The following is a 26,606-nucleotide window of genomic DNA, read 5'->3' as shown; positions in this document are numbered from 1 at the left end:
TTTCACTGATGGCTGACGACGACGAACTGCGCCGGTACCTCAAGAAGACGGCCAAGGAGCTGTACGACACCAAGCAGCGGCTGCGCACGCTCACCGATCGGCTGCAGGAGCCGATCGCCATTGTCGGCATGGCGTGCCGGTATCCGGGCGGCGTGCGCTCCCCCGAGCAGCTGTGGCAGCTGACCGCGGACGGCATCGACGCCATCGGCGGCTATCCGAGCGATCGAGGCTGGGATCTCGAGCGGCTGTTCGATCCGAATCCGGACGCGGCGGGCAGCATCTACACGCGCGACGGCGGATTCCTCGACGACATCGGCGATTTCGATGCCGCCTTCTTCGGCATCGGCCCCCGCGAGGCGGCGGCCATGGACCCGCAGCAGCGGCTCATGCTGGAGGCCGCCTGGGAGGCCCTCGAGGACGCGGGCATCGACCCGACGTCGCTGCGGGGCAGCGAAACCGGTGTGTTCGCCGGTGTCATCCATCAGCACTATGGGCCCCGCATCGGTTCGGCCACGATCGGCGCCGAGACCGAAGGCCATGCCTACCTGGGTGTTTCGAACAGCGTCCTGGCCGGGCGCATCGCCTACACCTTCGGCTTCACCGGCCCGGCGATCGCGGTCGATACCGCGTGCTCGTCTTCGCTGGTGGCCATCCACCTGGCCTGCCAGGCCTTGCGTTCCGGCGATACCGACGTGGCTCTGGCCGGCGGCGTCACCATCATGTCGGACCCGTCGCTGTTGATCGCTTTCGCCCGGCAGCGGGCACTGTCCAGCGATGCGCGCTGTAAGGCGTTCGCGGCCGCCGCCGACGGCACCGGTTTCTCCGAGGGTCTCGGAATGCTTGTGCTGGAACGGCTCTCGGACGCCCAGCGCGCGGGACACCACGTGCTGGCGGTCATTCGCGGAAGCGCGGTCAATCAGGACGGTGCGAGCAACGGCCTCACCGCGCCGAACGGCCCGTCCCAGGAGCGGGTCATCGCCCAGGCGCTGGCCAATGCCGGACTGGAGCCCGCCGACGTCGACGCGGTCGAGGCGCACGGCACCGGCACCATGCTCGGCGATCCGATCGAGGCGCAGGCGCTCATCGGCGTCTACGGCGCGGGGCGCGAAGGGGACCCGCTGCATCTGGGCTCGCTGAAGTCCAATATCGGTCACACCTCGGCCGCCGCGGGCGTCGGCGGCGTGATCAAGATGGTGCAGGCCATGCGCCACGGTGTGCTGCCGAAGACGCTGCACGTGGATGAGCCCACGCCGCACGTGGATTGGTCCGCCGGTACGGTCCGCCTGCTGCAGGACAGCCACCCGTGGCCGCAGGGCGAACGGGTGCGTCGAGCGGGCGTGTCCTCCTTCGGCGCCAGCGGAACCAATGCGCATCTCATTCTCGAGGAAGCTCCTGCCCCGGCGGAGGTCGCGGCCGAGGCGGAGACCTTGCCGCGCGTCTCGGCCGACACCGTCGCGCTGGTCATCTCGGCCAAATCCGAAGCCGCCCTGCACGCACAAGCGGATCGGTTGCGGCAGTGGCTGATCGAGCGCCCCGACGTGGACGTGCACGAGCTGGCGCACTCCCTGGCGAGCTCGCGGGCTCTGCTCGATTGGCGCGGCGCGGTCACCGGCCGCGACCGTGCCGAACTGCTGGCCGGGTTGGCGGATCTGGCCTCGAATGGACCGAATAGAGTTGTAGCGAAGTCCGATTCCGGTACCACCGCTTTCCTGTTCACCGGTCAGGGCGCGCAGCGCGTCGGGATGGGCGCCGATCTCTACGGCGTGTACCCGGCCTTCGCCACCGCGCTGGACGAGGTGTGCGCGGTGTTCGATCGGGTGCTCGGACGGTCGCTGCGGGAGGTGATGTTCACCGACCCCGAGAGCCTGCTGGACCGCACCGAATGGACACAGCCCGCGCTGTTCGCCTTCGAAGTGGCACTGTTCCGCCTGCTCGAATCCTTCGGTGTCACACCGGATGTGCTGGCCGGACACTCGATCGGCGAGCTGGCGGCGGCGCATGTCGCCGGAGTGCTGTCACTGCCGCACGCCTGCGCTCTTGTGGCGGCCCGCGGCCGTCTGATGGGCGCACTGCCCGAAGGCGGTGCGATGCTCGCCGTGGCGATCGACGCGGCGCGCGCGGCCGAACTCACCGCGGCAGTGGCCGATCGGGTTTCGATAGCCGCGCAGAACGGTCCCGCCTCGACGGTCCTGTCCGGCGATACCGAGGCGATCGAGAGCCTGGAGCGCGAACTCACCGCCGAAGGCATCCGGACCAAGCGGCTACGGGTGAGCCACGCCTTCCATTCGGCGCTCATGGCGCCGATGCTCGACAAGTTCCGCTCGGTTGCACAGAAACTCACCTACAGCACCCCTCGTCTGCCGATCGTCTCGACCGTCACCGGCGAGCCGGCCGGTAATGCCGTGACAGATCCCGAGTACTGGGTGCAGCAGGTCCGCGCCACCGTCCGCTTCGCACCCGCCATCGACACCCTGCACGCCGACGGCGTCAGCCGCTTCGTCGAGGTCGGACCCGACGCGGTATTGACCGCCATGACCCGCGAATGCCTCGGCGAGAACACCGGTCCCACGGGTCCCCCGGCGACGGTGGCCTTGGCACGGCGGTCGTCCGAAGAAGTCGGGCAGTTCGTCGCAGCCCTGGCGCAGATCCAGGTCACCGGCGCGCGCGTCGACTGGCGATCCGCCTTCGCCGAGCGCGGTACGGTTCCGATCGCCCTGCCCAAGTACGCATTCCAGCGTCGCCGCTACTGGTTGAACCCCGACCACGCTGCATCCGCGGACCTGTCGGACCATCCGATCCTCACCGGCGTGCTCGGATTGGCCGGTTCGGACGAATGGCTCTTCACCGGCCGACTATCGGCGGCGACGCATCCGTGGATCGCCGACCACATGTCGTACGGCGTGATGGTGCTGCCGAGCGCCACGCTCATCGAGTTCCTGCTCGTCGCCGGTGGCCGAATCGGTTGCGAGGCAGTCGAAGAACTCACGCTGCAAGCACCGATCGTGCCCACCGACGGCGATGAGATCGAACTCCAGGTGCTGGTGCAGGCCCCCGATGCGACCGGGCATCGCCCGTTCGAATTCTATTTCCGCACATCGGCTTCCGAGGAATGGATCCACAACGCGACAGGTTCGCTCGCCGCCTCCGCCGGGGCCGAGCCGGAGGTGCTCGCCCGGCTGCGGGCGGAATCGTGGCCGCCCGCCGACGCGGAACACTTCGACAGTGCCGGTCTGCCCGCGCAGATCGCCCAGGACGCGGGACTCGAATACGGTCCGGCATTCCTCGGGGTCCAGCAGGTATGGGAGCGCGACGACGCCGTCTTCTCCGAGATCTCGCTGAACGCGGATCTCGCTGCCGCGGCGTCGAATTCGGTACGCCACACCCTGCATCCCGCACTGCTCGACATGGTGATGCACGCCGCGTTCTCCCGGCTGATCTGGCGGGACGGCAACCCCGATCCGAACATCGGCAAGCTGCTGTTCCGCTGGGCCGGGGCTCGGTTCCACCATGCCGCGGGCACCCGGTCCGCCGAGGTGTCCGCGCTGCGGGTCATCGCGGTCGCCCAGGGACCGGAAGCCGTGGCGGTCGCGGCGGTCGACCCGGATGGCAATCCCGTCGTCTCGGTGGATGCCGTGGTGATGCGGCCGTACGACGTCAAGGAATTCCGCAGTGCGCTGTCGGCCGACGACGCCGCGCTGTACGAGGTGCACTGGGAGGAGGATCCGAATCCGAGCGCTCTCATCGCCGCCGAGGAACTTCCGGAGTCCGTGGTCTTCCGTGCCGGTTCGTCCTCGGACGGAACGGCTTCCGGCGAACCGCAGGAGATTCGAGCACTCGTTCACTCGACCCTGACGCACCTGCGCTCGTGGCTCACGCAGCAGCCGACCGACTCCCGGCTGGTAGTGGTGACGTCGGGCGGGGCCGGAATCCCCGGGGAAACATCTGATCCTGCCGCGGCCGCGGTGTGGGGGCTCGTGCGCAGCGCACAGTCGGAGCATCCCGATCGATTCGTCCTGATCGACGACGATCCCGCCGCGCCCGCGAACCCCGAGCGGATCACCGCCGCACTGGCTACGCGCGCGCCACAGATCGCGCTGCGTGACGACCGCATTCTGGTTCCCCGGCTCCGGCGTGCCGCCGAAACGAGCGGTGTGGCAACGGAAACCGCCTCGAATTTCGACGGAGCGACGGTACTGATCACCGGCGGCACCGGCGGCCTCGGCTCGCTGTTCGCCCGGCACCTGGTCACCGAATACGGTGTGCGCGACCTGGTTCTGACCTCACGCCGTGGCCCGGACGCGGCCGGAGCCGCCGAGCTGGTCGCGGAATTGGCGCGGTTGGGGGCGAGAGCCCGGGTCGTCGCATGCGATGTGGCCGATCGCGATGCGGTGCGCGAACTGCTCGCCGATATCGGCGATACCCCGATCGCGGTGGTGCACACCGCCGGCGTGCTCGAGGACGGGACCGTCTCCGCGCTGACCGATGCGCAGATCGACCGCGTCTTCGCGCCGAAGGTCGACGGCGCTCGGCATCTGGACGAACTGACCCGCGACCGAGACGTCCGGGCCTTCGTGCTGTTCTCCTCGATCGCGGCCGTCCTCGGCACCTCGGGCCAGGCGAACTACGCCGCGGCCAATGCCGTACTGGATGCCCTGGCCCAGCGCCGGCGCGACGCCGGTCTCGCGGCGACCTCGCTGGCGTGGGGTCCGTGGAATCAGTCCAGCGGTATGACCGGTGCACTGGATCGCGGTGCGCTGGCACGCTGGGAACGGCTGGGGCTGAGCCCACTCGCCGACACCGAGGGTGTGCGCCTGTTCGACGAGGCACTCGCACTCGGCGCGGCGCGATTGTCGCCGATCCGGTTCGATGCCACTGCGCTGCGCACCGCTGACGAGTCCGGGGTGCCCGAGGTCCTGCGCGGATTCCTGCCCCGCCGGGCCCGTGCCGCCACCCCGACCGCCGTCGCGGCGGCCGGGACGCTCGGTGCCCGCCTGGCCGAAATCCCCGCCGCCCGGCGCGGCGAAGTAGTGCTGGAGACCGTCCTGTCCGCGGCCGCGGCGGTCCTGGGTCACGACTCCGCGGCCGACATCCGGCCGGATCAGCGCTTCGACGAGATCGGTTTCGATTCGCTCGGCGGCGTGGAGTTCCGCAACCGGCTGGGCAAGGCCACCGGTCTGCAACTGCCGTCGACGCTGGTCTTCGACTATCCGACCCCGGCGGCGGTGGCGAAGCTGGTGCTTTCCCGCATCGAGCCGACCGTCGGCGAACCCGTCAAGAAGACCGTGCGCCGCGTTCGCGCCGACGAGCCGATCGCCATCGTCGGCATGGCCTGCCGGTTCCCCGGCGGCGTCGAATCACCCGATCAGCTCTGGGATCTCGTCGCCGCAGGTATCGACGCGACCGGCGACTTCCCGACCGACCGCGGCTGGGATCTGGAGCGACTGTTCGACTCGGATCCCGACAAGCCCGGAACCGTCTACGCGCGACGTGCCGGATTCCTCGACAAGGCGGGCGATTTCGATCCGGCGTTCTTCGGGATCGGTCCCCGCGAGGCGTCAGCGATGGACCCGCAGCAGCGGCTGCTCCTCGAAACGTCCTGGGAGGCGCTCGAGGACGCCGGGATCGACCCGAACTCGTTGCGGGGCACCGATACCGGAGTGTTCGTGGGCGCGGGCGCATCCGGTTACGTCGACCTGGTCGGCGGTGATCTGGAGGGCTATCGGCTCACCGGCACCACGAGCAGCGTGATGTCGGGCCGGGTGGCCTACGCGCTGGGGTTGGAGGGTCCCACGCTCACCGTGGACACCGCCTGCTCCTCCTCGCTGGTCTCGCTGCACCTGGCCGCGCAGGCGCTGCGCAACGGTGAGAGCTCGCTCGTGCTGGCGAGCGGCGTGACGGTCGCGGCCAGCCCGTATCTGTCCGTCGATTTCGCGCGGCAGCGCGGACTGTCGCCGGACGGCCGCTGCAAGGCGTTCTCCGCGGCCGCCGACGGCGTCGCCTTCTCCGAGGGCGCCGGGGTGCTGGTGCTCGAGCGGCTCTCCGACGCGAAACGCCTGGGGCACAACGTTCTTGCCCTGGTGCGTGGCACGGCGATCAACTCCGACGGGGCGAGCAATGGCCTGACCGCGCCGAACGGTCCGTCCCAGGAACGCGTGATCACGGCGGCGCTGGCGAATGCCGGTCTGTCACCGTCGGATATCGACGCGGTCGAGGCGCACGGCACCGGCACCGCGCTGGGCGATCCGATCGAGGCGCAGGCGCTGATGGCGGTCTACGGGCGCGACCGCGCGCAGAACCCGCTGCGGATCGGCTCGCTCAAGTCGAATATCGGCCACACCGTCGCCGCCGCGGGCGTCGGCGGCGTGATCAAGATGGTGCAGGCGCTGCGGCACGAAACCCTGCCCAAGACACTGCATGTCGACGAGCCGAGCCCGCACGTGGACTGGACCGGCGCGGACGTCGCGCTGCTGACCGAGGCGCAGCCCTGGCCCGCCGGTGACCGGCCGCGCCGCGCCGGGGTGTCGTCGTTCGGTGTCAGCGGCACCAACGCGCACGCCATCCTCGAAGAGGCGCCGCGCAATGTCCTTCCGATGGAAGCCAATAGCCAGCCGCTCGGTACGGTGCCCTGGCTGCTGTCGGCCAAGAACGACGCCGCGCTGCGGGCGCAGGCGGCGAAACTCCAGCGCTGGGTGATCGACCACCCCGACACCGATCCGGTGCAGGTCGCGCACGCGCTCGCCTCCACCCGCGCCCAGCATGAGACGCGGGCGGCGGTCCTGGGCACCGATCGTGAAGAACTGCTCGCCCGGCTGGAACATCTGGCTGCCGGAACCGCCTCTGCCGGAGTGGTTTCCAGTTCCGTGGGCGCAGGGAAGATCGCCTTCCTCTGCACCGGCCAGGGCGCGCAGCGGGCCGGTATGGGCGCGGAACTCGCCGCGGCCTTCCCCGTCTTCGCCGCCGCGCTCGACGAGGTGTGCGAGAGGTTCGATCCCCTGCTCGGCACTTCGCTGCGGCAGGTGATGTTCACCGGCGAGCTGATCGATCGCACCCGCTTCACGCAGCCCGCACTGTTCGCGTTCGAGGTGGCGCTGTACCGGCTGCTGGAGTCCTTCGGCGTGACACCCGATGTCCTGGTTGGCCATTCGATCGGCGAGCTGGCCGCGGCCTACCTGTCCGGCGTCTGGTCCCTGGAGGATGCCTGCGCGCTGGTCGCGGCCCGCGGTCGCCTGATGGACGCACTGCCCGAGGGCGGTGCGATGCTCGCGGTCGGCGCACCCGAGGACAAAGTCGCCGCCGCGATCGCCGAGTACCGCGATCGGGTTTCGATCGCGGCGGTGAACGCGCCTGCCGCCGTGGTCATCTCCGGTGACGCCGATGCCGTCGACGAACTCGACAAACAGTTCACCGAGCGGGGCCGCAGGACGAACCGGCTGCGGGTGTCGCACGCCTTCCATTCGCACCTGATGGAACCCATGCTGGGCGAGTTCGAGACCGTCGCTGCCGCAGTCACTTTCCATCCCCCGCGAATTCCCCTGGTATCCAATGTTTCCGGTGAGATCGCCGGTGACGAGATCCTGAAGCCGGACTACTGGGTGGCGCAGGTGCGCGGCGCGGTGCGCTACGCACCTGGCGTCCAGACGCTGGTGGCCTCGGGTGTGCGGCGCTTCCTCGAAATCGGGCCGGACGCGGTCCTGGCCGCGATGACCCGGCAGACCCTGCCCGCCGAGATCGAGTCGCGCGCGATGGTCGCGGCGGCGGCGCGCCGGGACCACGACGAGGTCGAGCAATTCGTGACGATGCTCGCCCAGGCGCACACCGCGGGCGTGTCCGTCGACTGGACGCCGCTGTTCGGCGACCGCCCGACGCCACGAATCGGCTTGCCCACCTATGCCTTCCAGCACCAGCGCTATTGGCTCGAACCCGGTCTCGGACAGCGGCGTACGGACGCCTCGGAGCACCCGCTGCTCACCGACGTGGTGCGGGTGGCCGATCGCGACGAGTGGATGTTCACGGGCCGATTCTCGCTGCCCACCCACCCGTGGATGACCGACCACACCACCTATGGCGTGGTGGTCGTTCCCAGTGCCGCGCTCATGGAGATGCTGCTGGTCGCCGGTCGGCGCATCGGCTGCGAGGTCGTCGACGAACTCATCCTCGAGCGGCCGATCCTGCCGCCGGCGGACGGCGAGGTCGAACTCCAGGTGCTGGTGCGGGAACCGGATGGCGCGGGACGCCGGTCCTTCACGTTCCACTACCGCCTCCCCGGCGGCGAGTGGGCGCGAAACGCCAGCGGCGTACTGAGCGGGCGACCGCTGATCGACCTCGGCCTGATGGAGATGCTGCGCACTACGCCGTGGCCGCCGGTCGGTGCCGAATCGGTTGATACCGAGTGGATTCCGGGCCATGCGACGCGGGTCGCCGGGCTGGCATACGGCCCGTCGTTCCGCGGCATCGACGCCGCTTGGCACAGCGATGACATGTCGTTCTCCGAGATCACCCTGAATCCTGAAGTTCCCGGCGACGGGTTCCAGCTGCATCCGGGCCTGTTCGACATGGTGATGCACGCCGGGCTGGTCAGCTTGATCTGGTCGGATCTCGACGGCAATCCCGCCGAGGGCAAGCTCCTGTTCCGCTGGGGTGCAACGCAATTCCATACGACCGCCCCGGTCACCTCGATGCGGGTGATGGCGGTACGGCGCAGCGACGAGGCGATCGCCGTGGTGGCCGTGGACCAGGACGGCAACCCGGTGGTGTCCATCGACGAGGTCGTCATGCGTTCCTACGATGTCGACCAGTTCCGCGCCACGCTGTCGGGTGGAGGCGCTGGCCGTTACGGGTTGCGTTGGACGCCAACCGATATACCGGACGCACTCGCCCCGCTCGGGAGTGCGGCCGTGCTCGGAGCGGCGGTCGTGGCCGGAATCGACGAGCGGTATTCCGATCTGGCGGCGCTGGCGACCAACCCGACCGTTCCCGACGTCGTGGTCTGGTCCGAAGCCGCCGGATCACAGCAGCAGTCCGCCCGTGCTCGCCTCCATGCCGCATGGGATCTGGTGCGGGGCTGGCTGACCGACGAACGGTTCGGACGGTCGCAGCTGGTTGTCGTGACCGAGAACGCGGCGACAGTGCCCGGTTCCGAACCGGATCCGGCGGCGGCCGCCGTCTCGGGCTTGATCCGCAGCGCTCAGGCCGAATATCCGGATCGAATCGTGCTGCTCGACGTCGACCGCGTTGGTATTCAGCACCTTTCGGCCGACGCGATACGAACCGCCATCGCGGCGAGCGAGCCACAGGTGGTGGCGCGGGGCGACAGCGTCCTTGCTCCGCGGCTGGAGCCGGTGACATCCGCTGCGGGTGAGCCGATTTCATTCGGAACGGGCACTGTCCTGATCACGGGCGGAACCGGCGGATTGGGAGCGCTGCTGGCCCGGCACCTGGTCACCGCACACGGTGTCGATCGACTGCTGCTGGTCTCGCGGCGCGGCGAACAGGCCGACGGTGCAACGGAACTCGCGGCGGAACTGTCCGGATACGGCGCACATGTGCGCATCGCAGCCTGCGATGTCACCGACCGCGACGCCCTGCGGAATCTGCTGGCGGACCTGCCCGGCGAACACCCGCTCACCGCCGTCGTGCACGCCGCCGGTGTGCTCGCCGACAGCACCTTCGACGGCCTCACCACCGACCGTATCGACCAGGTCTTCGCCCCGAAGGCCGAGGCGGCGTGGCACCTGCACGAGCTCACCCGGGAACTGAACCTCTCGGCGTTCGTCATGTTCTCCTCCATCGCGGGCATGATCGGTTCGGCCGGACAGGCGAATTACGTTGCCGCCAACGGCTTCCTGGACGCCCTCGCGCTACGCCGCCGGGCCGAAGGGCTGCCGGGTCTCGCACTGGCCTGGGGTCCGTGGCAACAGGACCTCGGCATGACCGGCACCCTGGATCGCACCGCCATGAACCGATTGGACCGGCTCGGCCTGACGCCGCTGGACCACGAGGACGGTCTGCGGCTCTTCGACGCATCGCTGACCACGGCGGAGCCCGTGCCCGCGCTGCTGCACCTCGACACCGACAAGCTGCGCGTGGAAGCACACACCGGGTCGGTTCCGGCGGTGCTGCGCGGATTCGTTCGCGCGGGCGGCCGCACAGCCACGCGGGTGAACGAGGGCCCCTCGCTCGGTGAGCGGCTGCACGGGGTGGCGGAGGCGAAGTGGCACGGCGTCGTCCTCGACCTGGTGCGCGAACACGCGGCCACGGTGCTGGGCTACGAGTCGCTCGACGACATCAATCCCGATCGCGGCTTCGACGAACTCGGCTTCGATTCGCTCGGCGGCGTGGAGTTCCGCAACCGGCTGTCGAAGGTCGTAGGGATGTCGCTGCCCTCGACCCTGGTGTTCGACTACCCCACCGCGCGAGATCTGGCGGGCTACTTGCTGCAGCAAGCCCTGGCGGAGGCGCCCGCGCCAGCCGCCGCACCCGCTCCGTCAGCCGCACCCGTCTCCTCCGCCTCGGTGCCACCTGAAATCGCACAGCTCGAGGCCATGGTCGAGCGGATCATCGCCAACGGCGGCAACACCGACGCGACCATCGCGGCCTTGCGCGGCATCACCGACCGCCTGCACGCCCATCTGGGCGACGCGTGGTCCGACAGCGACTACCGGGACCTCGAGGTCTACGGGGACACCGAGGTCTACGAGGACCTCGAATCCCATTCCGACGATGAACTTTTTAATCTGATCGACGAGGAGTTCGGCCCAGCATGACCAATCCGAGCAGCAGCAACGAGGAACGCCTCAGCCGGTACCTGCGGAAGGTCACCGGGGATCTGCGCACCGCCAACAAGCGGATCCAGCAGCTGGAGGACCAGGCCGGGGAGCCGCTCGCGATCGTCGGCATGAGCTGCCGCTACCCGGGCGGTGTCGACACTCCGGACAAGCTGTGGGATCTGGTCGCCTCCGGCACCGACGCGATCGGCCCCTTCCCCACCGACCGCGGCTGGGATCTCGAGCGGCTGTTCGACACCGACCCGGACGTGCCCGGGACGGTCTACACCCGGGAGGGTGGATTCCTCGATGGCGCAGCCGATTTCGATGCCGGATTCTTCGGCCTCGGACCGCGTACGGCGGAGGCGATGGATCCGCAGCAGCGGCTGTTCCTCGAAGCGTCCTGGGAGGCCTTGGAAAACGCGGGCATCGATCCGGAGTCGCTGCGGGACAGCGATACCGGCGTCTACGCGGGTGTGATGCACTTCGACTACGGCCGCCGCGTCGGCGCGCCCGGTCACAGCGCCGAATCCGAAGGCAATGCGCACCCGGGTGTTTCGGCCAGCATCCTGTCCGGGCGGGTGTCGTTCAGCCTCGGATTCAAGGGCCCGGCGCTGTCGGTGGACACCGCGTGCTCGTCGTCGCTGGTGGCCCTGCATCTCGCCTGCCAGGCGCTGCGCCAGGGCGAGACGTCGCTGGCCCTGGTCGGCGGTGTCACCGTGATGTCGGATCCCGCCCAGCTCATCAGCTTCGCCCGGCAGCGCGCGCTGTCCCCGGACGGCCGGTGCCGGGCCTTCGGGGCCGGGGCCAACGGGACCGGATTCTCCGACGGTCTCGGCATGCTCGTGGTCGAGCGGCTCTCGGACGCGCGCCGCAATGGTCATCCCATCCTCGCGGTGGTGCGCGGCAGCGCGGTGAACCAGGACGGGACCAGCTCTCGCCTGACCGCGCCGAACGGGCCGTCGCAGGAGAAGGTGATCGCGCAGGCGCTCGCCAATGCGGGTCTGTCCCCGGCCGATATCGACGCGGTCGAGGCGCACGGCACCGGTACCCAGCTCGGCGACCCGATCGAGGCGCGGGCGCTGATCGTCACCTACGGTCGCGGTCGCGACGGCGAACCGCTGCGGATCGGATCGCTCAAGTCGAACATCGGGCACACCTCCGCCGCGGCGGGCGTCGGTGGCGTGATCAAGATGGTGCAGGCGATGCGGCACGAAACACTGCCCGCCACACTGCATATCGATACCCCGACACCGCATGTGGACTGGTCCGCGGGCAATGTGCGGCTGCTGACCTCGGCCGAGCCGTGGCCGGCGGGCGAGCGGGTGCGGCGGGCCGGTGTGTCGTCCTTCGGCGCCAGCGGCACCAATACGCATGTGATCCTGGAAGAGGCGCCCGCTCCGGTGGAGGCCGCGGCCGCTCCGGAGAACGAGGCGGGTTCCGGTGCCGCGGTGGTGGCCTCCGAGATCGCCGCCTTGCCGCTCTCCTCGAAGACCGAGGACGGCGTGCGCGCACAGGCGGCCAAACTGCTGGAGTGGGTGCGCGAACGTCCCGACCTGACGGTCGGCGATATCGGCTATTCACTGGTCACCGGCCGCTCGCAATTGGAGTGGCGGGCCGCCGTGGTGGCGGGCGACCGGGACGCCATGCTCGCCGGACTGGCGGAGCTCGCTGAGCACGGAGCGGCAGGCGACATCACCACGGGCCGAGCGGTGACGCGCAAGACCGCCTTCCTGTGTACCGGACAGGGCGCCCAGCGAGTCGGCATGGGTCGCGAACTGTACGAGGCGTTTCCGGTATTCGCGGCCGCGCTGGACGAAGTGTGCGCGCAGTTCGATCCGCTGCTGGGGTGCTCGCTGAAAGACGTGATGTTCGGCGACAAGTCCCCCCGTCATTCCGGCGTGCTTTTGGCCGGAATCCAGCAGCCCGATGTGGATCCCGGCCAAAAACACGCCGGGATGACGAGTGAATCGTTGCACCGCACCGAGTTCACGCAGCCTGCACTATTCGCGTTTGAGGTCGCGCTGTACCGGCTCCTCGAATCCTTCGGCGTGACGCCGGATGCGCTGATCGGGCATTCGATCGGAGAGTTGGCCGCCGCGCACCTCGCCGGTGTGTGGTCGCTGCAAGACGCGTGCCGCCTGGTCGCGGCGCGCGGGCGGCTCATGGGGCGGCTGCCTGTCGGGGGCGCGATGCTCGCGATCGCGGCGAGCGAAGACGCGGTCTCTCCGCTGCTCGCCGACGCGGGGTTGGCCATTGCCGCCGTGAACTCGCCTGCTGCCGTGGTCGTCTCGGGCGACGAGGAGGCGGTGACGGCGCTCGCGCAGCGGTGCGCGGAGCGCGGCTGGCAGACCTCGCGGCTGCGGGTTTCGCATGCGTTCCATTCCCATCTGATGGATCCGATGCTGGCCGAATTCGCCACCGTCGCACGGTCGTTGACCTACCGTCGCCCGAACATTCCACTGGTATCGAATCTCTCCGGCCGGATGGCCGGTGACGAGGTGCTCGAACCGGCCTACTGGGTCCGTCAGGTCCGCGAGGCCGTTCGGTTCGCTCGCGGTGTGGAAACCCTGGTGGCCGAGGGCATGCGCCGATTCCTCGAGATCGGCCCCGATGCGGTGCTGACCGCGATGACCCGGCAGTGCCTGTCGGAGAAGGTCGAAGCGCAGGCGGCGGTCATGGCCGGAGCCCGCCGCGGGCGGGCCGAGGTCGAGCAGTTCGTGACCTGCCTCGCGCAGGCGCATGCCATCGGCGTCGATGTCGAATGGACGGCGCTGTACACCGGACGCCCGGTCGCGCGAGTCCCGTTGCCCACCTACGCGTTCCAGCGTCGCCGCTACTGGGTCGACCCGGTCGGAGGCAACTCCGGGGTCGAGGCCGCGGGTCTGGGTGCGGTCGAGCATCCGCTGCTGGGCGCGGTGGTGTCGGCACCGGAGTCGGGCGAGGTCTTGCTGACCGGGCGACTGTCGCTCGCTGCCCAGCCGTGGCTCGCCGATCACGTGATCGGCGGCGCGGCGCTGTTGCCGGGAACCGGTTTCGCGGAGCTGGTGCTGCGGGCCGGAATCGAGGTCGGCTGCCCGGTGATCGAGGAGCTGACCCTGCAGGCTCCGCTGCTGCTGCCCGCGACGGGCGGTGTGCAGATCCAGGTCGTCGTCGGCGGACACGAGGACGGGCAACGGCCGGTCGCCGTCTACTCCCGTGGTGAACGCGACGATGACGACTGGGTGTTGCATGCGCGAGGCACGCTGACCGTCGCCGACGGTGCCGGCGAACCCCTCGCCGAGGCGTGGCCGCCGACCGCTGCGGACGAAATCGAGGTCGCCGCAGCGTATTCGAGTTTGTTCGCCCGTGGTTACGAGTACGGCCCTGCCTTCCAGGGTGTGCGGGCGCTGTGGCGGCGCGGCGATGAGGTGTTCGCCGAGATCGCCGCCGATGCTGAGACCGGGGTGCGTGTCGAAGGTTTCGGCATCCATCCGGCGCTGCTGGACGCCGCCTTGCACGCCGGTTACCTGACCGGTGCGATTGAAGGCGCTGCAGGGCAACCGGATTCGCTGTTCACGGTCCCGGCCGGACAGGTTGCCCTGCCGTTCGCGTGGGACTCGGTGCAACTGCACGCCACGGAAGCTGCCGTGCTGCGGGTGCGGCTGACCCCGGCCGGATCATCGATGTCGGTGCGGGTGGCCGACGAATACGGGCAGCCGGTCCTGTCGGGATCGGTTGCGGCACGGCCGATGCCGATCGAGCAGCTCGTCGCGGCCGCATCGCGTGGCGTGGCCGAACCGGTCCTGGAACTCGTGTGGTCACCGGCTACGGCCGCGCGGCCCGCGATCGATGCCGAGGTTGGGCGCTGGGACAGCCTGGATGACGCCGCGCAGATTCCGCCGGTGGTGCTCGTCGAAGCCGGTGCCGGATGGAACGACACCGACGGTACCGATGTAGTGACCGCCACCCATGACGAAATCGCCCGTGTCCTCGCGGTATTGCAGGAATGGACGGCCCAGGAGCGGTTCGCGGCGAGCACGCTGCTGATCTCCACCCGCAGTGCGGTCGCCCTGCCCGATGAGGAGCTCACCGACCTCCCCGGCGCGGCGGTGTGGGGTTTGGTGCGTGCCGCCCAGGCCGAGGAGCCGGGCCGAATCATCTTGGTGGACAGCGATACCGGCGTGGACGAGCAACTCGCGTCCGCCATCGTGGCGGTGGGTGAACCGCAGGTGGTCATGCGCGGCGGCGTCACCCACACCGCTCGCCTGGTCCGGCCCGCGAACGAACGCACCGACAGCGGCGGCGAGTCAGCCGCGTTCGGCACGGGAACGGTGCTGATCACCGGCGGCACAGGCGGTTTGGGCGCGGTCATGGCCCGGCACGTGGTGGTCGAGCACGGCGTGCGGTCGTTGCTGCTGGCCAGCCGCAGCGGTCCGCACGCCGAGGGCGCGGCCGCCCTGTCCGCCGAACTGGAGCAGCTGGGTGCCCGGGTGCAGGTCGTGGCCTGTGACGTCGCGGACGCCGCAGCGGTGGCCGAGCTGATTGCAGCGGTACCGGCCGAGTGGCCCCTGACCGGTGTCATCCATGCCGCAGGTGTCCTCGACGACGGAACCATCGCGTCCTTGACCCCGCAACGGATGAACGCGGTGCTGGCCCCGAAGGCCGACGCCGCCTGGCATCTGCACGAAGCGACCGCGGACCTGAATCTGGCCGCGTTCGTGGTGTTCTCGTCGGTCTCGGCCACCCTCGGCGGCCCGGGCCAGGGCAATTACGCGGCCGCGAACACCTTCCTCGACGCACTGGTCGCCCACCGCCGGGCACGCGGGCTCGCCGGTCAATCACTGGCGTGGGGTCCGTGGGCCCGCTCTCGCGGCATGACCGCACACCTTCAGGAATCCGACTTGGCGCGGCTGAGCCGCGGCGGATTCACCGCGCTCACCGACGAGCAGGCGATGACCGGTTGGGCCGCGGCACTGCGACGCAACGCGCCGCACGCGGTGATCGCGACCCTCGACACCGCCGCGCTCCGCGACCAGGCCGAATCCGGGCTGCTTCCCACTGTGCTGCGGGAACTTGCACCCGCGCCCCGTCGCCGTGCGGTGACATCGTCTCCGGTCTCCGGTCTACAGCAACGGCTTTCGGGCCTGGACCTCGAACGGCAGCGGCAGCTGGTCTTCGACACCGTTCGCACCCAGATCGCGGCCGTGCGCGGCAACGACGGTGCGGCTTCGATCGAGCCCGGCCGCACGTTCCAGGACTTGGGTTTCGACTCCCTGAGCGCCGTCGAACTGCGCAATCGGCTCAAGACCGCCATTGGACTATCGCTTCCAGCCGCCGTCATCTTCGACTACCCCACACCGCAGGCTCTGGCCGAGCATCTGGCCGACAAGTTGACCGGCACTGCGAAGGACACCGCGGTCACCGCGAAAGTCGTTGCCGACGAACCGATTGCGATCGTCGGCATGGCGTGCCGGTACCCGGGCGGCGTCACCTCGCCCGAGGACCTCTGGAAATTGGTCTTCGACGGCGTCGACGCGACCTCGGAGTTCCCGGGCAATCGCGGGTGGGACACCGAGCGGATCTACGACCCCACCGGCGAGAAGCCGAACACCACCTACACCCGTCAAGGTGGATTCCTGCACACCGCAGGCGAATTCGATCCGGCGTTCTTCGGGATCAGCCCCAACGAGGCCGCGACGATGGATCCACAGCAGTTCCTGCTGCTGGAGACCTCGTGGGAGGCCCTCGAACGGGCGGGCATCGATCCGGCCACGCTGCGCGGCAGTGCCACCGGCGTTTTCGCGGGCATGATGTACCACGACTACCCGGCCAACGCGAACTCCGGATCCATTGCCTCCGGCCGAGTTTCGTACGTCCTCGGGCTGGAAGGCCCGTCGGTCACCGTGGACACGGCGTGTTCGTCGTCGCTGGTGGCCATGCACCTGGCCGGGCAGTCCCTGCGTTCGGGCGAATCCGATCTGGCCCTGGCGGGCGGTGTGGCCGTGATGGCGACACCCGAGGTCTTCGTCGAATTCAGCCGCCAGCGCGGGCTGGCCCCCGACGGGCGGAGCAAGTCGTTCGCCGACGCCGCCGACGGTGTGGCGTGGTCCGAGGGCGCCGGTGTGCTGGTGCTGGAGCGGTTGTCCGACGCCCGGCGCAACGGGCACGAGGTGCTCGCGGTGATCGCCGGTTCGGCGGTGAATCAGGATGGTGCGTCGAATGGTTTGACGGCACCGAACGGTCCCTCACAGCGGCGGGTGATCCGGCAGGCGCTCGCCAATGCGCGGATCACGCCGAGCGACGTCGACGTGGTGGAAGCGCACGGCACCGGTACCACGCTGGGCGATCCGATCGAGGCCCAGGCGCTGCTGGACACCTACGGCCAGGAGCGCGCCGCGGACCGGCCGTTGTGGTTGGGCTCGCTGAAATCCAATATCGGGCACGCGCAGGCCGCGGCCGGTGTGGGTGGCGTCATCAAGATGGTGATGGCCATGCGGCACGGGCTACTGCCGCGGACGTTGCACGTGGATCGGCCGTCGAGCAAGGTGGATTGGTCGGCGGGACAGATCGAATTGCTGACCGAGCCGGTGGCGTGGCCGGAGGTGAATCGGCCGCGGCGCGCCGGAGTTTCGTCCTTCGGTATCAGCGGCACCAATGCGCACGTCGTCATCGAAGCGGCGGCGGAATCGGCTCGGACCTCGGATCGAGACGAGGCCGTGCGCGTCGACGGGCTGCTGCCGTGGGTCGTCTCGGCGCGCAGCGGTGCGGCACTCGCCGCTCAAGCCGGACGGCTGGTCTCGGCTGTGGCAGAGCGCGATCTGGATCCGGCGGACGTCGGCTTCTCGCTGGCCTCCACACGCGGCGTCTTCGAGCAGCGCGCAGTTGTCCTCGGGGACAACCGAAATGCTCTGCTGTCGGGGACCCGGGCGCTCGCCGAGGGCGCGCAGTCGCCGGGTCTGGTGTCCGGTCGCGTGATTCCGGGTTCGACCGGGCTGGTGTTCTCCGGTCAGGGTGCGCAGTGGGCCGGGATGGCGAACGAGTTGCGTCGGGCCTATCCGGTGTTCGCCGAGCATTTCGATGCGATCGTGGCCGAGATCGATCCCCTTCTGGGGCAGCCGGATTCGCTGAGTGTCGCGCTGGCGTCCGAGGACCTCGTCGATCGGACGGTGTACGCGCAGGCCGGGTTGTTCGCCTTCGAGGTCGCGCTCTACCGATTGCTCGAATCATGGGGCGTGCGACCCGATATGGTCGCGGGCCACTCGATCGGTGAAGCGGCCGCCGCGCATGTGGCGGGGGTGCTGTCGCTGGCCGACGCGTGCGTGCTGGTGGCCGCCCGTGGCCGGTTGATGCAGGCCCTGCCCGGCGGCGGCGCGATGGTCGCCGTCGGCGCGTCGCAGGCCGATGTGACGCCCCTGCTGACCGAAGGGGTCGCGATCGCGGCGTTGAACGGGCCGTCGTCGGTGGTGCTCTCCGGTATCGAGGATGAGGTCCTCGCCGTTGTCGAAACGTGCGTCGAACGTGGCTGGCGCACCCGTCGTTTGCGGGTCTCGCACGCCTTCCACTCGGCGCTGATGGAACCCATGCTGGCCGAATTCGCCTCGGCGATCGAGGGTTTGACCTTCGCCGAGCCGATGATTCCGCTGGTGTCGACCGTGACCGGTGCGATTGTCACCGGCGAGATGACCGATCCGCGGTACTGGGTCGGCCAGGTCCGCGACACGGTGCGGTTCGCCGATGCCGTTGCCACGATGGTGGATTCGGGTGTGTCGCGATTCGCCGAGATCGGTCCGGACGCGGTGCTGACCCCGATGGTCGCGCAGATCGCGGAGGGCGCGGTGGCGCTGGTGCGGCGAGATCGCGCCGATGCCGCCACCGTGCTGGCCGGAGTGGCCGGATTGTTCGTGTCCGGTGCCGAGGTGGATTGGTCCCGGTTCTATGCCGGTACCTCCGCACAGCGAATCGACCTGCCCACCTATGCCTTCCAGCGCGAGCGGTACTGGCTCGATGCCCGGAAGCTGCTCGCGCAGTCGTGGGGCACCGAGCTGGGCGGCGTGACCGACGCCGGGCTCGAGACGGTGGACCATCCACTGCTGGGTGCCGTTGTGCCGCACGCTGATTCGGGTCAGCTGACCTTCACCGGCCGGTGGTCCCTGGACTCGGCGGAGTGGCTCGCCGACCACAGCGTGCACGGCACGGTGCTGCTACCCGGTACCGGATTCGTCGAATTGGCCGCGCATGTCGGCGGCCTACTGGGCTGCGATGTCGTCGAGGAACTCATCCTGCACACACCGCTGCCCCTCCCCGCCGAGGGCAGCGTCGCGGTGCAGGTCGTGGTGGCCGACGCGGACGACACCGGTCGCCGACGGCTGCGCGTGCATTCCCGTCAGGCGGCCGAAGGTCCGTGGGTGCTGCACGCCGAGGGTGTCCTCGCCATGGATGCCGGATCCCACGACGTGGCAGCCGATTTCGACCTGGCCACCTGGCCTCCGGTCGGCGCGCAGCCGCTCGACGTCGACGGCGCCTACGACGAGCTGTTCGCACTCGGATACGGGTACGGTCCGTTCTTCCAGGGGCTGCGGGCGGCGTGGCAACGCGGCGATGAGCTTTTCGCCGAGGTCGCGCTGCCGGATCCGCAGGACGCCGACGGTTTCGGGATCCATCCCGCACTGTTCGACGCGGCCCTGCATGCCGGGATCCTGCACGGCCGCAAGGCCGGTGAGGCGGTGTTGCCGTTCGCCTGGAACAGGGCCGTACTGCACTCGGCGGGTGCCGCCACCGTGCGGGTACGCAGTGTTCCCGTGGGCGACGATTTCGCCGTGCAGATCGCCGATGAGCAGGGGCGAGCCGTTGTGTCGGTGGGCGCGTTGGTATCTCGGCCGGTGTCGGTCGAACGGCTCAGCGGTGACAAGGTGGACGCCTTGTTCGCCGTGGAATGGGTTGCCGCGCCGTCGTCGTCGGACAGCGTCGCGCCGGACCGCATCGCGATTCTCGGTGCCGACCGCGACCTCGCGGCCTTGATCGCCGATCTGGACGCGGCCGCGGATCCGGTCCTTCCCGATCTCGTGCTGCTCGAGTGCCCTCGCCACGATGGCCTTCCGACGGACGCAGCCCGGGCGGTACTGGGCGGCGTACTCGACACCGTTCAGCGCTGGGTGGCCGAACCTCGCTTCGCCACTTCGCGTTTGGTGGTAGTCACAGAGCGTGCCGTGACAGTGGGCGATTCCGAGCCGATCGGCCTGGACCAAGCGCCGGTGTGGGGTCTGCTGCGTGCCGCGCAGGCCGAATATCCGGGTCGATTCCAGCTACTGGATGTGGAGCCGGGCAACGACGTCACCGCGGACATCTTGGCGGCTGTGGCCGGTGAGCCCGAGGCCGCGCTGCGCGGTGCGACCGTGCTCGTGCCGCGCTTGACCCGCCGGACACCGGGAACGAGCGTCAAGCCGATCGAGCCCGGCACGGTGCTGGTGACCGGTGGCACCGGCGGTCTCGGTGCCGTCATCGCCCGCCACCTGGTGACCGAATACGGTGTGCGCCAGCTCCTTTTGACGTCCCGCCGTGGCCCGCATGCTCCCGGTGCCGCCGAACTGATCGACGAACTGGCCGAGCTCGGTGCCGAGGCAACCGTGGCGGCGTGCGACGTGTCGGATCGGTCGGCGTTGGCGGCTCTGCTGGCGGGCATCCCCGAGGAGCACCCGCTGGTGGGCGTGGTGCACGCGGCGGGCATCGCCGACAACGGTGTGATCGCGTCGATGTCGGCGGAGCGCATCGACGCCGTGTTCCGCCCGAAGGTGGATGCCGCGTGGCATCTGCACGAGCTCACGCGCGACAAGTCGCTGTCGTTGTTCGTGCTGTTGTCCTCCGCGGGCGGGTTGGTGCTGGCCGCTGGTCAGGCCAATTACGCTGCGGCGAACGTCTTCCTGGATGCCCTCGCCACGCATCGGCACTCCCTGGGACTGCCCGCGACCGCCCTCGACTACGGCATGTGGGAGCGGTCGAGCGGGCTCGGCGCGGAGCTGTCCGAGGATGACTTCGATCGGATGCGCAGGCAGGGTTTCCCGCCGCTGTCCGAATCCGAGGGTCTGGCACTGTTCGACGCGGCGGTGGCCGCCGAGAGCCCGCAACTGGTGGCGCTACGGATCGATCCGGCGGTGCTGCGCACCCGAGGCGACCAGATTCCGTCCCTGGTCCGGGGACTCGTGCCGACACCGGCGCGCCGAGCCAACCGGACCCCGGCCGGGCAGGCACTGCTGCAACGGCTGGCAGGTCTCTCGGAAGCCGATCGCGACAGTGCCCTGGTCGATTTCGTCCGCACCGTCGCGGCCGGGATCCTGGGCCACGCCTCCCCCGAGGCCGTCGCACCGCAGCAGGCCTTCCAGCAGCTCGGCTTCGACTCGTTGAGCGCCATCGAGTTCCGCAACAAGCTCAATACCGCGACCGCGCTGCAACTCCCGGCCACGCTGATCTTCGATTACCCGACCCCGCAGGCCGTCGCCGAATTCATCGGTGCGCAACTCACCGGCACCGCCGTCGTCGAGGAACGCGCGGTGAGCCGGGTGCGGGCCGATGACGAGCCGATCGCCGTGGTGGCGATGGCCTGCCGCTATCCGGGCGGGGTCGCGTCGCCGGAAGACCTGTGGCAGTTGGTGGTCGAGGGCGGCGACACCGTCGGGGCCATGCCGGTGGATCGAGGCTGGGACCTCGAGGGCATCTACGATCCCGAACCCGGCAAGCCCGGTAAGACCTACACGCGCAGTGGCGGATTCCTCTACTCCGCAGCGGAATTCGATGCCGACTTCTTCGGCATCAGCCCGAACGAGGCCACGATGATGGATCCCCAGCAGCGGTTGCTGCTGGAGGTCTCCTGGGAGGCATTCGAACGCGCCGGCCTGGATCCGGCGGCGTTGCGCGGCAGTTCGACCGGCGTGTTCACCGGTCTGATGTATCACGACTACGCCCGGGCCACCGGGACCGGCAGCGGGTCGGCGGGCAGTCTGGTCTCGGGCCGGGTGTCGTATGTGTTCGGTCTGGAAGGGCCGTCGGTCACCGTGGACACGGCATGCTCGTCGTCCCTGGTGGCGATGCACCTGGCCGGGCAGTCGCTGCGCTCGGGCGAGTGCGATCTCGCCCTGGCCGGTGGTGCCGCGGTCATGGGGACGCCGGATATGTTCCTCGAATTCGGCCGCCAGCGCGGATTGTCGCCGGACGGACGGTGTAAGTCGTTCTCCGACAGTGCCGATGGCGTGGGCTGGGCCGAGGGTGTCGGCGTTCTGGTGCTGGAGCGGTTGTCCGATGCTCGCCGCAACGGGCACGAAATCCTCGCGGTCATCGCCGGTTCGGCGGTGAACCAGGATGGCGCGTCGAATGGTCTGGCCGCACCGAACGGTCCGTCGCAGCGGCGGGTGATCCGCCAGGCCCTGGCCAATGCCGGGCTGGCACCCGTCGACGTCGACGCGGTGGAGGCGCACGGCACCGGAACGACGCTGGGCGATCCGATCGAAGCCCAAGCGCTGCTTGCCACTTACGGACAGGAGCGCGCTGCCGACCGTCCGCTGTGGCTGGGGTCGCTGAAGTCGAACATCGGTCACGCGCAGGCCGCGGCGGGTGTTGGCGGCGTGATCAAGATGGTGATGGCGATGCGGCACGGGGTGCTGCCGCGTTCGCTGCATGCGGAGAATCCCAGTACCAAGGTCGATTGGACCGAGGGCCACGTGCGGTTGCTGACCGAGGCGGTGCCGTGGCCGGAGGTCGGCCGGGCGCGGCGGGCGGGTGTGTCGTCGTTCGGCATCAGCGGCACCAATGCGCACGTCATCATCGAACAGGCTCCGATGGCCGCAACTGCGGCGGAACAGCCTGCGGCGCGGGCGATTCCGGTGGGCGGACTGATGCCGTGGGTGCTCTCAGCGCGCAGCGGCGCGGCACTCGCGGGCCAGGCGGCTCGACTGTCCGCGCAGGTGGATGGTCCGACATCGCAGGTGGCAGAGCTCGATCCGATCGATGTCGGCTTCTCGCTGGCCTCGACGCGCAGCGTGTTCACCCATCGGGCCGTCGTGCTGGCCGAAGGCCGGGACGACCTGATCGCGGGCGTGCGCGCCGTGGCCACGGGCACGGATGCGCCCGGCGTCGTGTCGGGTCGCGCGGTGGCGGGCTCGACGGCGCTGGTGTTCTCGGGGCAGGGCGCGCAGTGGGCCGGGATGGCAACCGAGTTGCGCAAGGCGTATCCGGTGTTCGCGGACACTTTCGACGCCATCGTGGATGAGCTGAATCCAATGCTGGCACAGCAGGTTCCACTGGATGCGGCGTTGACGTCCGAGGAGCTCGTCGACCGGACGGTGTTCGCGCAGGCCGGATTGTTCGCGTTCGAGGTGGCGTTGTTCCGGCTGCTCGAATCCTGGGGTGTGCGGGCCGATGTGGTGGCCGGTCACTCCATCGGTGAGGTCGCCGCGGCGCATGTGGCCGGAGTGTTGTCGCTGACCGACGCGTGTGTGCTGGTGGCCGCGCGCGGCAGGTTGATGCAGGCCCTGCCCGCCGGTGGGGCGATGGTCGCGATCGGTGCCGCCGAAAGCGATGTGCTGCCGTTGTTGTCGGGTGAGGTGTCGGTGGCGGCGGTGAACGGTCCGTCGTCGGTGGTGATCGCCGGTGCCGCGGACGCGGTCGCGGCTGTTGCCGACGTCTGTGCCGGGAAGGGCTGGCGGACGAATCGTCTGCGGGTGTCGCACGCGTTCCATTCGGCGTTGATGGAACCGATGCTGGCCGAATTCACGACGGCGATCGAGCATCTGACGTTCGAGCGACCGAGCATCGCCCTGGTGTCGACGGTGACAGGTGCGCGAGTCGGCGACGAAATGTGCGATCCGTCGTACTGGACCGGTCAGGTTCGGGAGACGGTGCGGTTCGCGGATGCCGTTGCCACGATGGTGAATTCGGGTGTCACCAGGTTCGCCGAGATCGGACCCGACGCGGTATTGACCCCGATGATCGTCCAAACCCTCGACGGCGAGCACCCGGCCACCACGGTGGTGCCGCTGGCCCGCCGCGGCAAGGCCGACGCCGTGTCGGTGTCGAACGGTGCGGCGGGATTGTTCGTCTCCGGCGCGGACCTCGACTGGTCCGCGCTGTACAACGGAACCGGAGCCCGGCGAATCCCACTGCCCACCTACGCCTTCCAGCGTCACCGGTACTGGATGCCCGACGGATCCACCGGTAAGGGTGATGCCAGATCGCTGGGCCTCGCCACCACCGGACACCCGCTGGTGCCCACGGTGATCGCACAACCGGACACCGGCGGTGTGATCCTGACCGGCCGCCTGTCGGTCCAGACACATCCCTGGCTGGCCGATCACGGCGTGCTCGGCACCGTGCTGTTCCCCGGCGCCGGTCTGGTCGAACTCGCCTTGGAGGCCGGCAGCCGGGTGAGCCTTCCGACGCTGGCGGACTTCGTCCTGCACACGCCGCTGGTGCTGCCGGAAACGGGCGGGGTCGCGGTGCGCAGTGTCGTCGCCACCGAGGACGAGTCCGGTCATCGCCCGGTGCGGATCTACTCGGCCCGCGAAGGCGAGAGCGACTCGGCATCGTCGTGGACGCTGCATGCGGAAGGCTCGCTCACCGCCGGTGACGCAGCCGAGGCCGAGACTGCCGACCTCTCCGGGTGGCCTCCGATCGGAGCGCAGCCGCTGCCGGTCGGCGATGTCTATGACGACCTCCGCGCCGACGGGTACGAATACGGGCCCGCCTTCCAGGGTCTCCGGGCGGCATGGCAGCGCGGCGACGAGGTGTTCGCCGAGGTCGCACTGCCCGACCCCCGCGAAGCCGCGGAATACGGACTGCATCCCGCACTGCTCGACTCCGCCCTGCATGCCTTGCTGATCGGCGGCTCGGGCGCTGACGAGTCCGGGCCCGCATTGCCATTCGAATGGTCCGGGGTCACCGTGCACGCGAAGGGAGCCGACTCCCTGCGCGTTCGCGCGACCCGCATCGGCGACCGCACGGTGCGAGTGGATCTCGCGGATCCGACCGGCGCTCCGGTGGCGACGGTGCGCCGATTGGCCGCGCGGCCGATCGATGCCGCGCAGCTCGCGGCGCTCACCTCAACGGTCGACAACGCGATGTACCGGGTCGAATGGACACCGATATCGGTGTCCGACAGCGAGATACACGCCGTGTCGTGGACGGATCTCGGTGACGAGACTCCGGACGCGGTAGTGCTGGATGCCCCGGCGGGCAATGATCCCGACGCCGTCCGCACCGCGACCCACGCTGTGCTGCAGGTGCTTCAAACCTGGATCGCCGATCCCCGATCCAGCCGGTCGGCATTGGTGATCCGGACCAGTGGCGCGGTTTCGGTGGCCGGGGAGGACATTGCGAACCTCGCCGGTGCCGCGGTGGCCGGTCTGGTTCGCTCCGCACAGGCGGAGAGTGCGGGGCGAATCGTCTTGGTGGACACCGATTCCGACGCCGCTCCGTTGGGCGGGATCCTGGCCTCCGGGGAACCGCAGGTGGCCGTGCGCGGCGGGCGGGTGCACAGCGCCCGACTGGTCCGAGCGACGACGACTGCGGCCCCGCGCGTCGCCTTCGGTCCGGACGAAACCGTGCTCATCACCGGCGCCAGCGGCTTCCTGGGCGGGTTGTTCGCCCGGCACCTGGTGCACACCCGCGGCGTCCGGCACCTGCTATTGCTGAGCCGACGTGGCGAGTCCGCGCCCGGCGCCGCCGAGCTGGCGGCCGAACTCCGCGGCGACGGTGCCGAAATCGACTTCGCCGCCTGCGATGTCGCCGATCGCGCCGCGCTCGCCGAGGTCCTGTCCGCCATCCCCGCGAGCCGTCCGCTCACCGGTGTGTTCCACACGGCCGGCGTGCTCGACGACGGCGCCATCGCCTCACTGACCCCGGATCGCATGGATACGGTGTTGCGGCCCAAGGTCGATGCGGCCCTGCACCTGCACGAACTGACCGCCGAGCTACCCCTGAAGGCGTTCGTACTGTTCAGCTCGGTGGCGGGAGCATTCGGCAGTCCGGGCCAGGGCAACTACGCCGCGGCCAATGCCTGCCTGGACGCGGTCGCGACGCATCGTCGGACCTCCGGACGCTCCGGGCAGTCCCTCGCGTGGGGGCTGTGGAGCGGTGACGGCGGCATGGGCGACGAGCTCGGTGACATCGAACGTCGCCGCATGGCCCGTTCGGGGATGCTGCCGCTGTCGGCGGAGCAGGGCTTGGCGCTGTTCGAGGCCGCCAGCGGAATCGAGACGGCGACACCGATTCTCGCAAAGCTCGACCGCGAGGGACTGCGCGGCGCGGGGTTCGCGACGGCCCTGCTGTCCGGGCTTGTCCCCGCGCGCCCGGTATCTGCCGCCCCGGCCGCACTGCGCGCCCGCCTGGCCGACACACCCGAGGGCGAACGCCTCGGTGTCCTCGTCGATCTGGTTCGCGACCAGGCGGCCGCGGTGCTGGGGCATCAGAACGCGAAGGAGATCGCGGCCGACCGGGCCTTCAACGAGCTCGGCTTCGATTCCATCACCGCCATCGAATTCCGCAACGGGCTCCAGACCGCCACCGGCCTGCCCCTGCCCGCGACGCTGGTCTTCGACTACCCGTCACCGGAGACGCTGGCCGGATACCTGGCCGAAGAGTTCACCGACGACCACCAACCCGCCGCGTCCGTGGATGCGTCGGAGGACGAGATTCGCGTTGCGCTGCAAACGATTTCGCTGGACCGGCTCCGCGCAGCCGGACTGCTCGACGCGCTCATGCGACTCGCGCAGGGGCAGGAGCGCCCCGGCGAGACGGCAGCGCACACCGCGGACGAGTCCATCGACGAACTCGATCTCGACGACTTGATCAACCTGGCTTACAACTCCGAGGACTGAC

General features: G+C 69.7%; 2 protein-coding genes. Both read left to right on the top strand.

The features are described from left to right. The first annotated feature begins 8 nt into the window (after positions 1-8). Positions 9-10,763: a type I polyketide synthase gene (locus ON43_RS41855; RefSeq protein WP_051180260.1), complete on the top strand. Its 10,755-nt coding sequence runs from the start codon at positions 9-11 to the stop codon at positions 10,761-10,763. Beyond that, positions 10,760-26,605, top strand: a complete 15,846-nt coding sequence (locus ON43_RS41850; protein ID WP_051180258.1) for a type I polyketide synthase — start codon at positions 10,760-10,762, stop codon at positions 26,603-26,605. The genes ON43_RS41855 and ON43_RS41850 overlap by 4 nt, the downstream gene beginning before the upstream one ends. The last annotated feature ends 1 nt before the right edge of the window (position 26,606 follow it).

It is taken from the genome of Nocardia concava NBRC 100430, from assembly GCF_000308815.1.
Taxonomy (GTDB): Bacteria; Actinomycetota; Actinomycetes; order Mycobacteriales; family Mycobacteriaceae; genus Nocardia; species Nocardia concava.
This window is presented reverse-complemented; position numbering and strand designations above follow the sequence as displayed.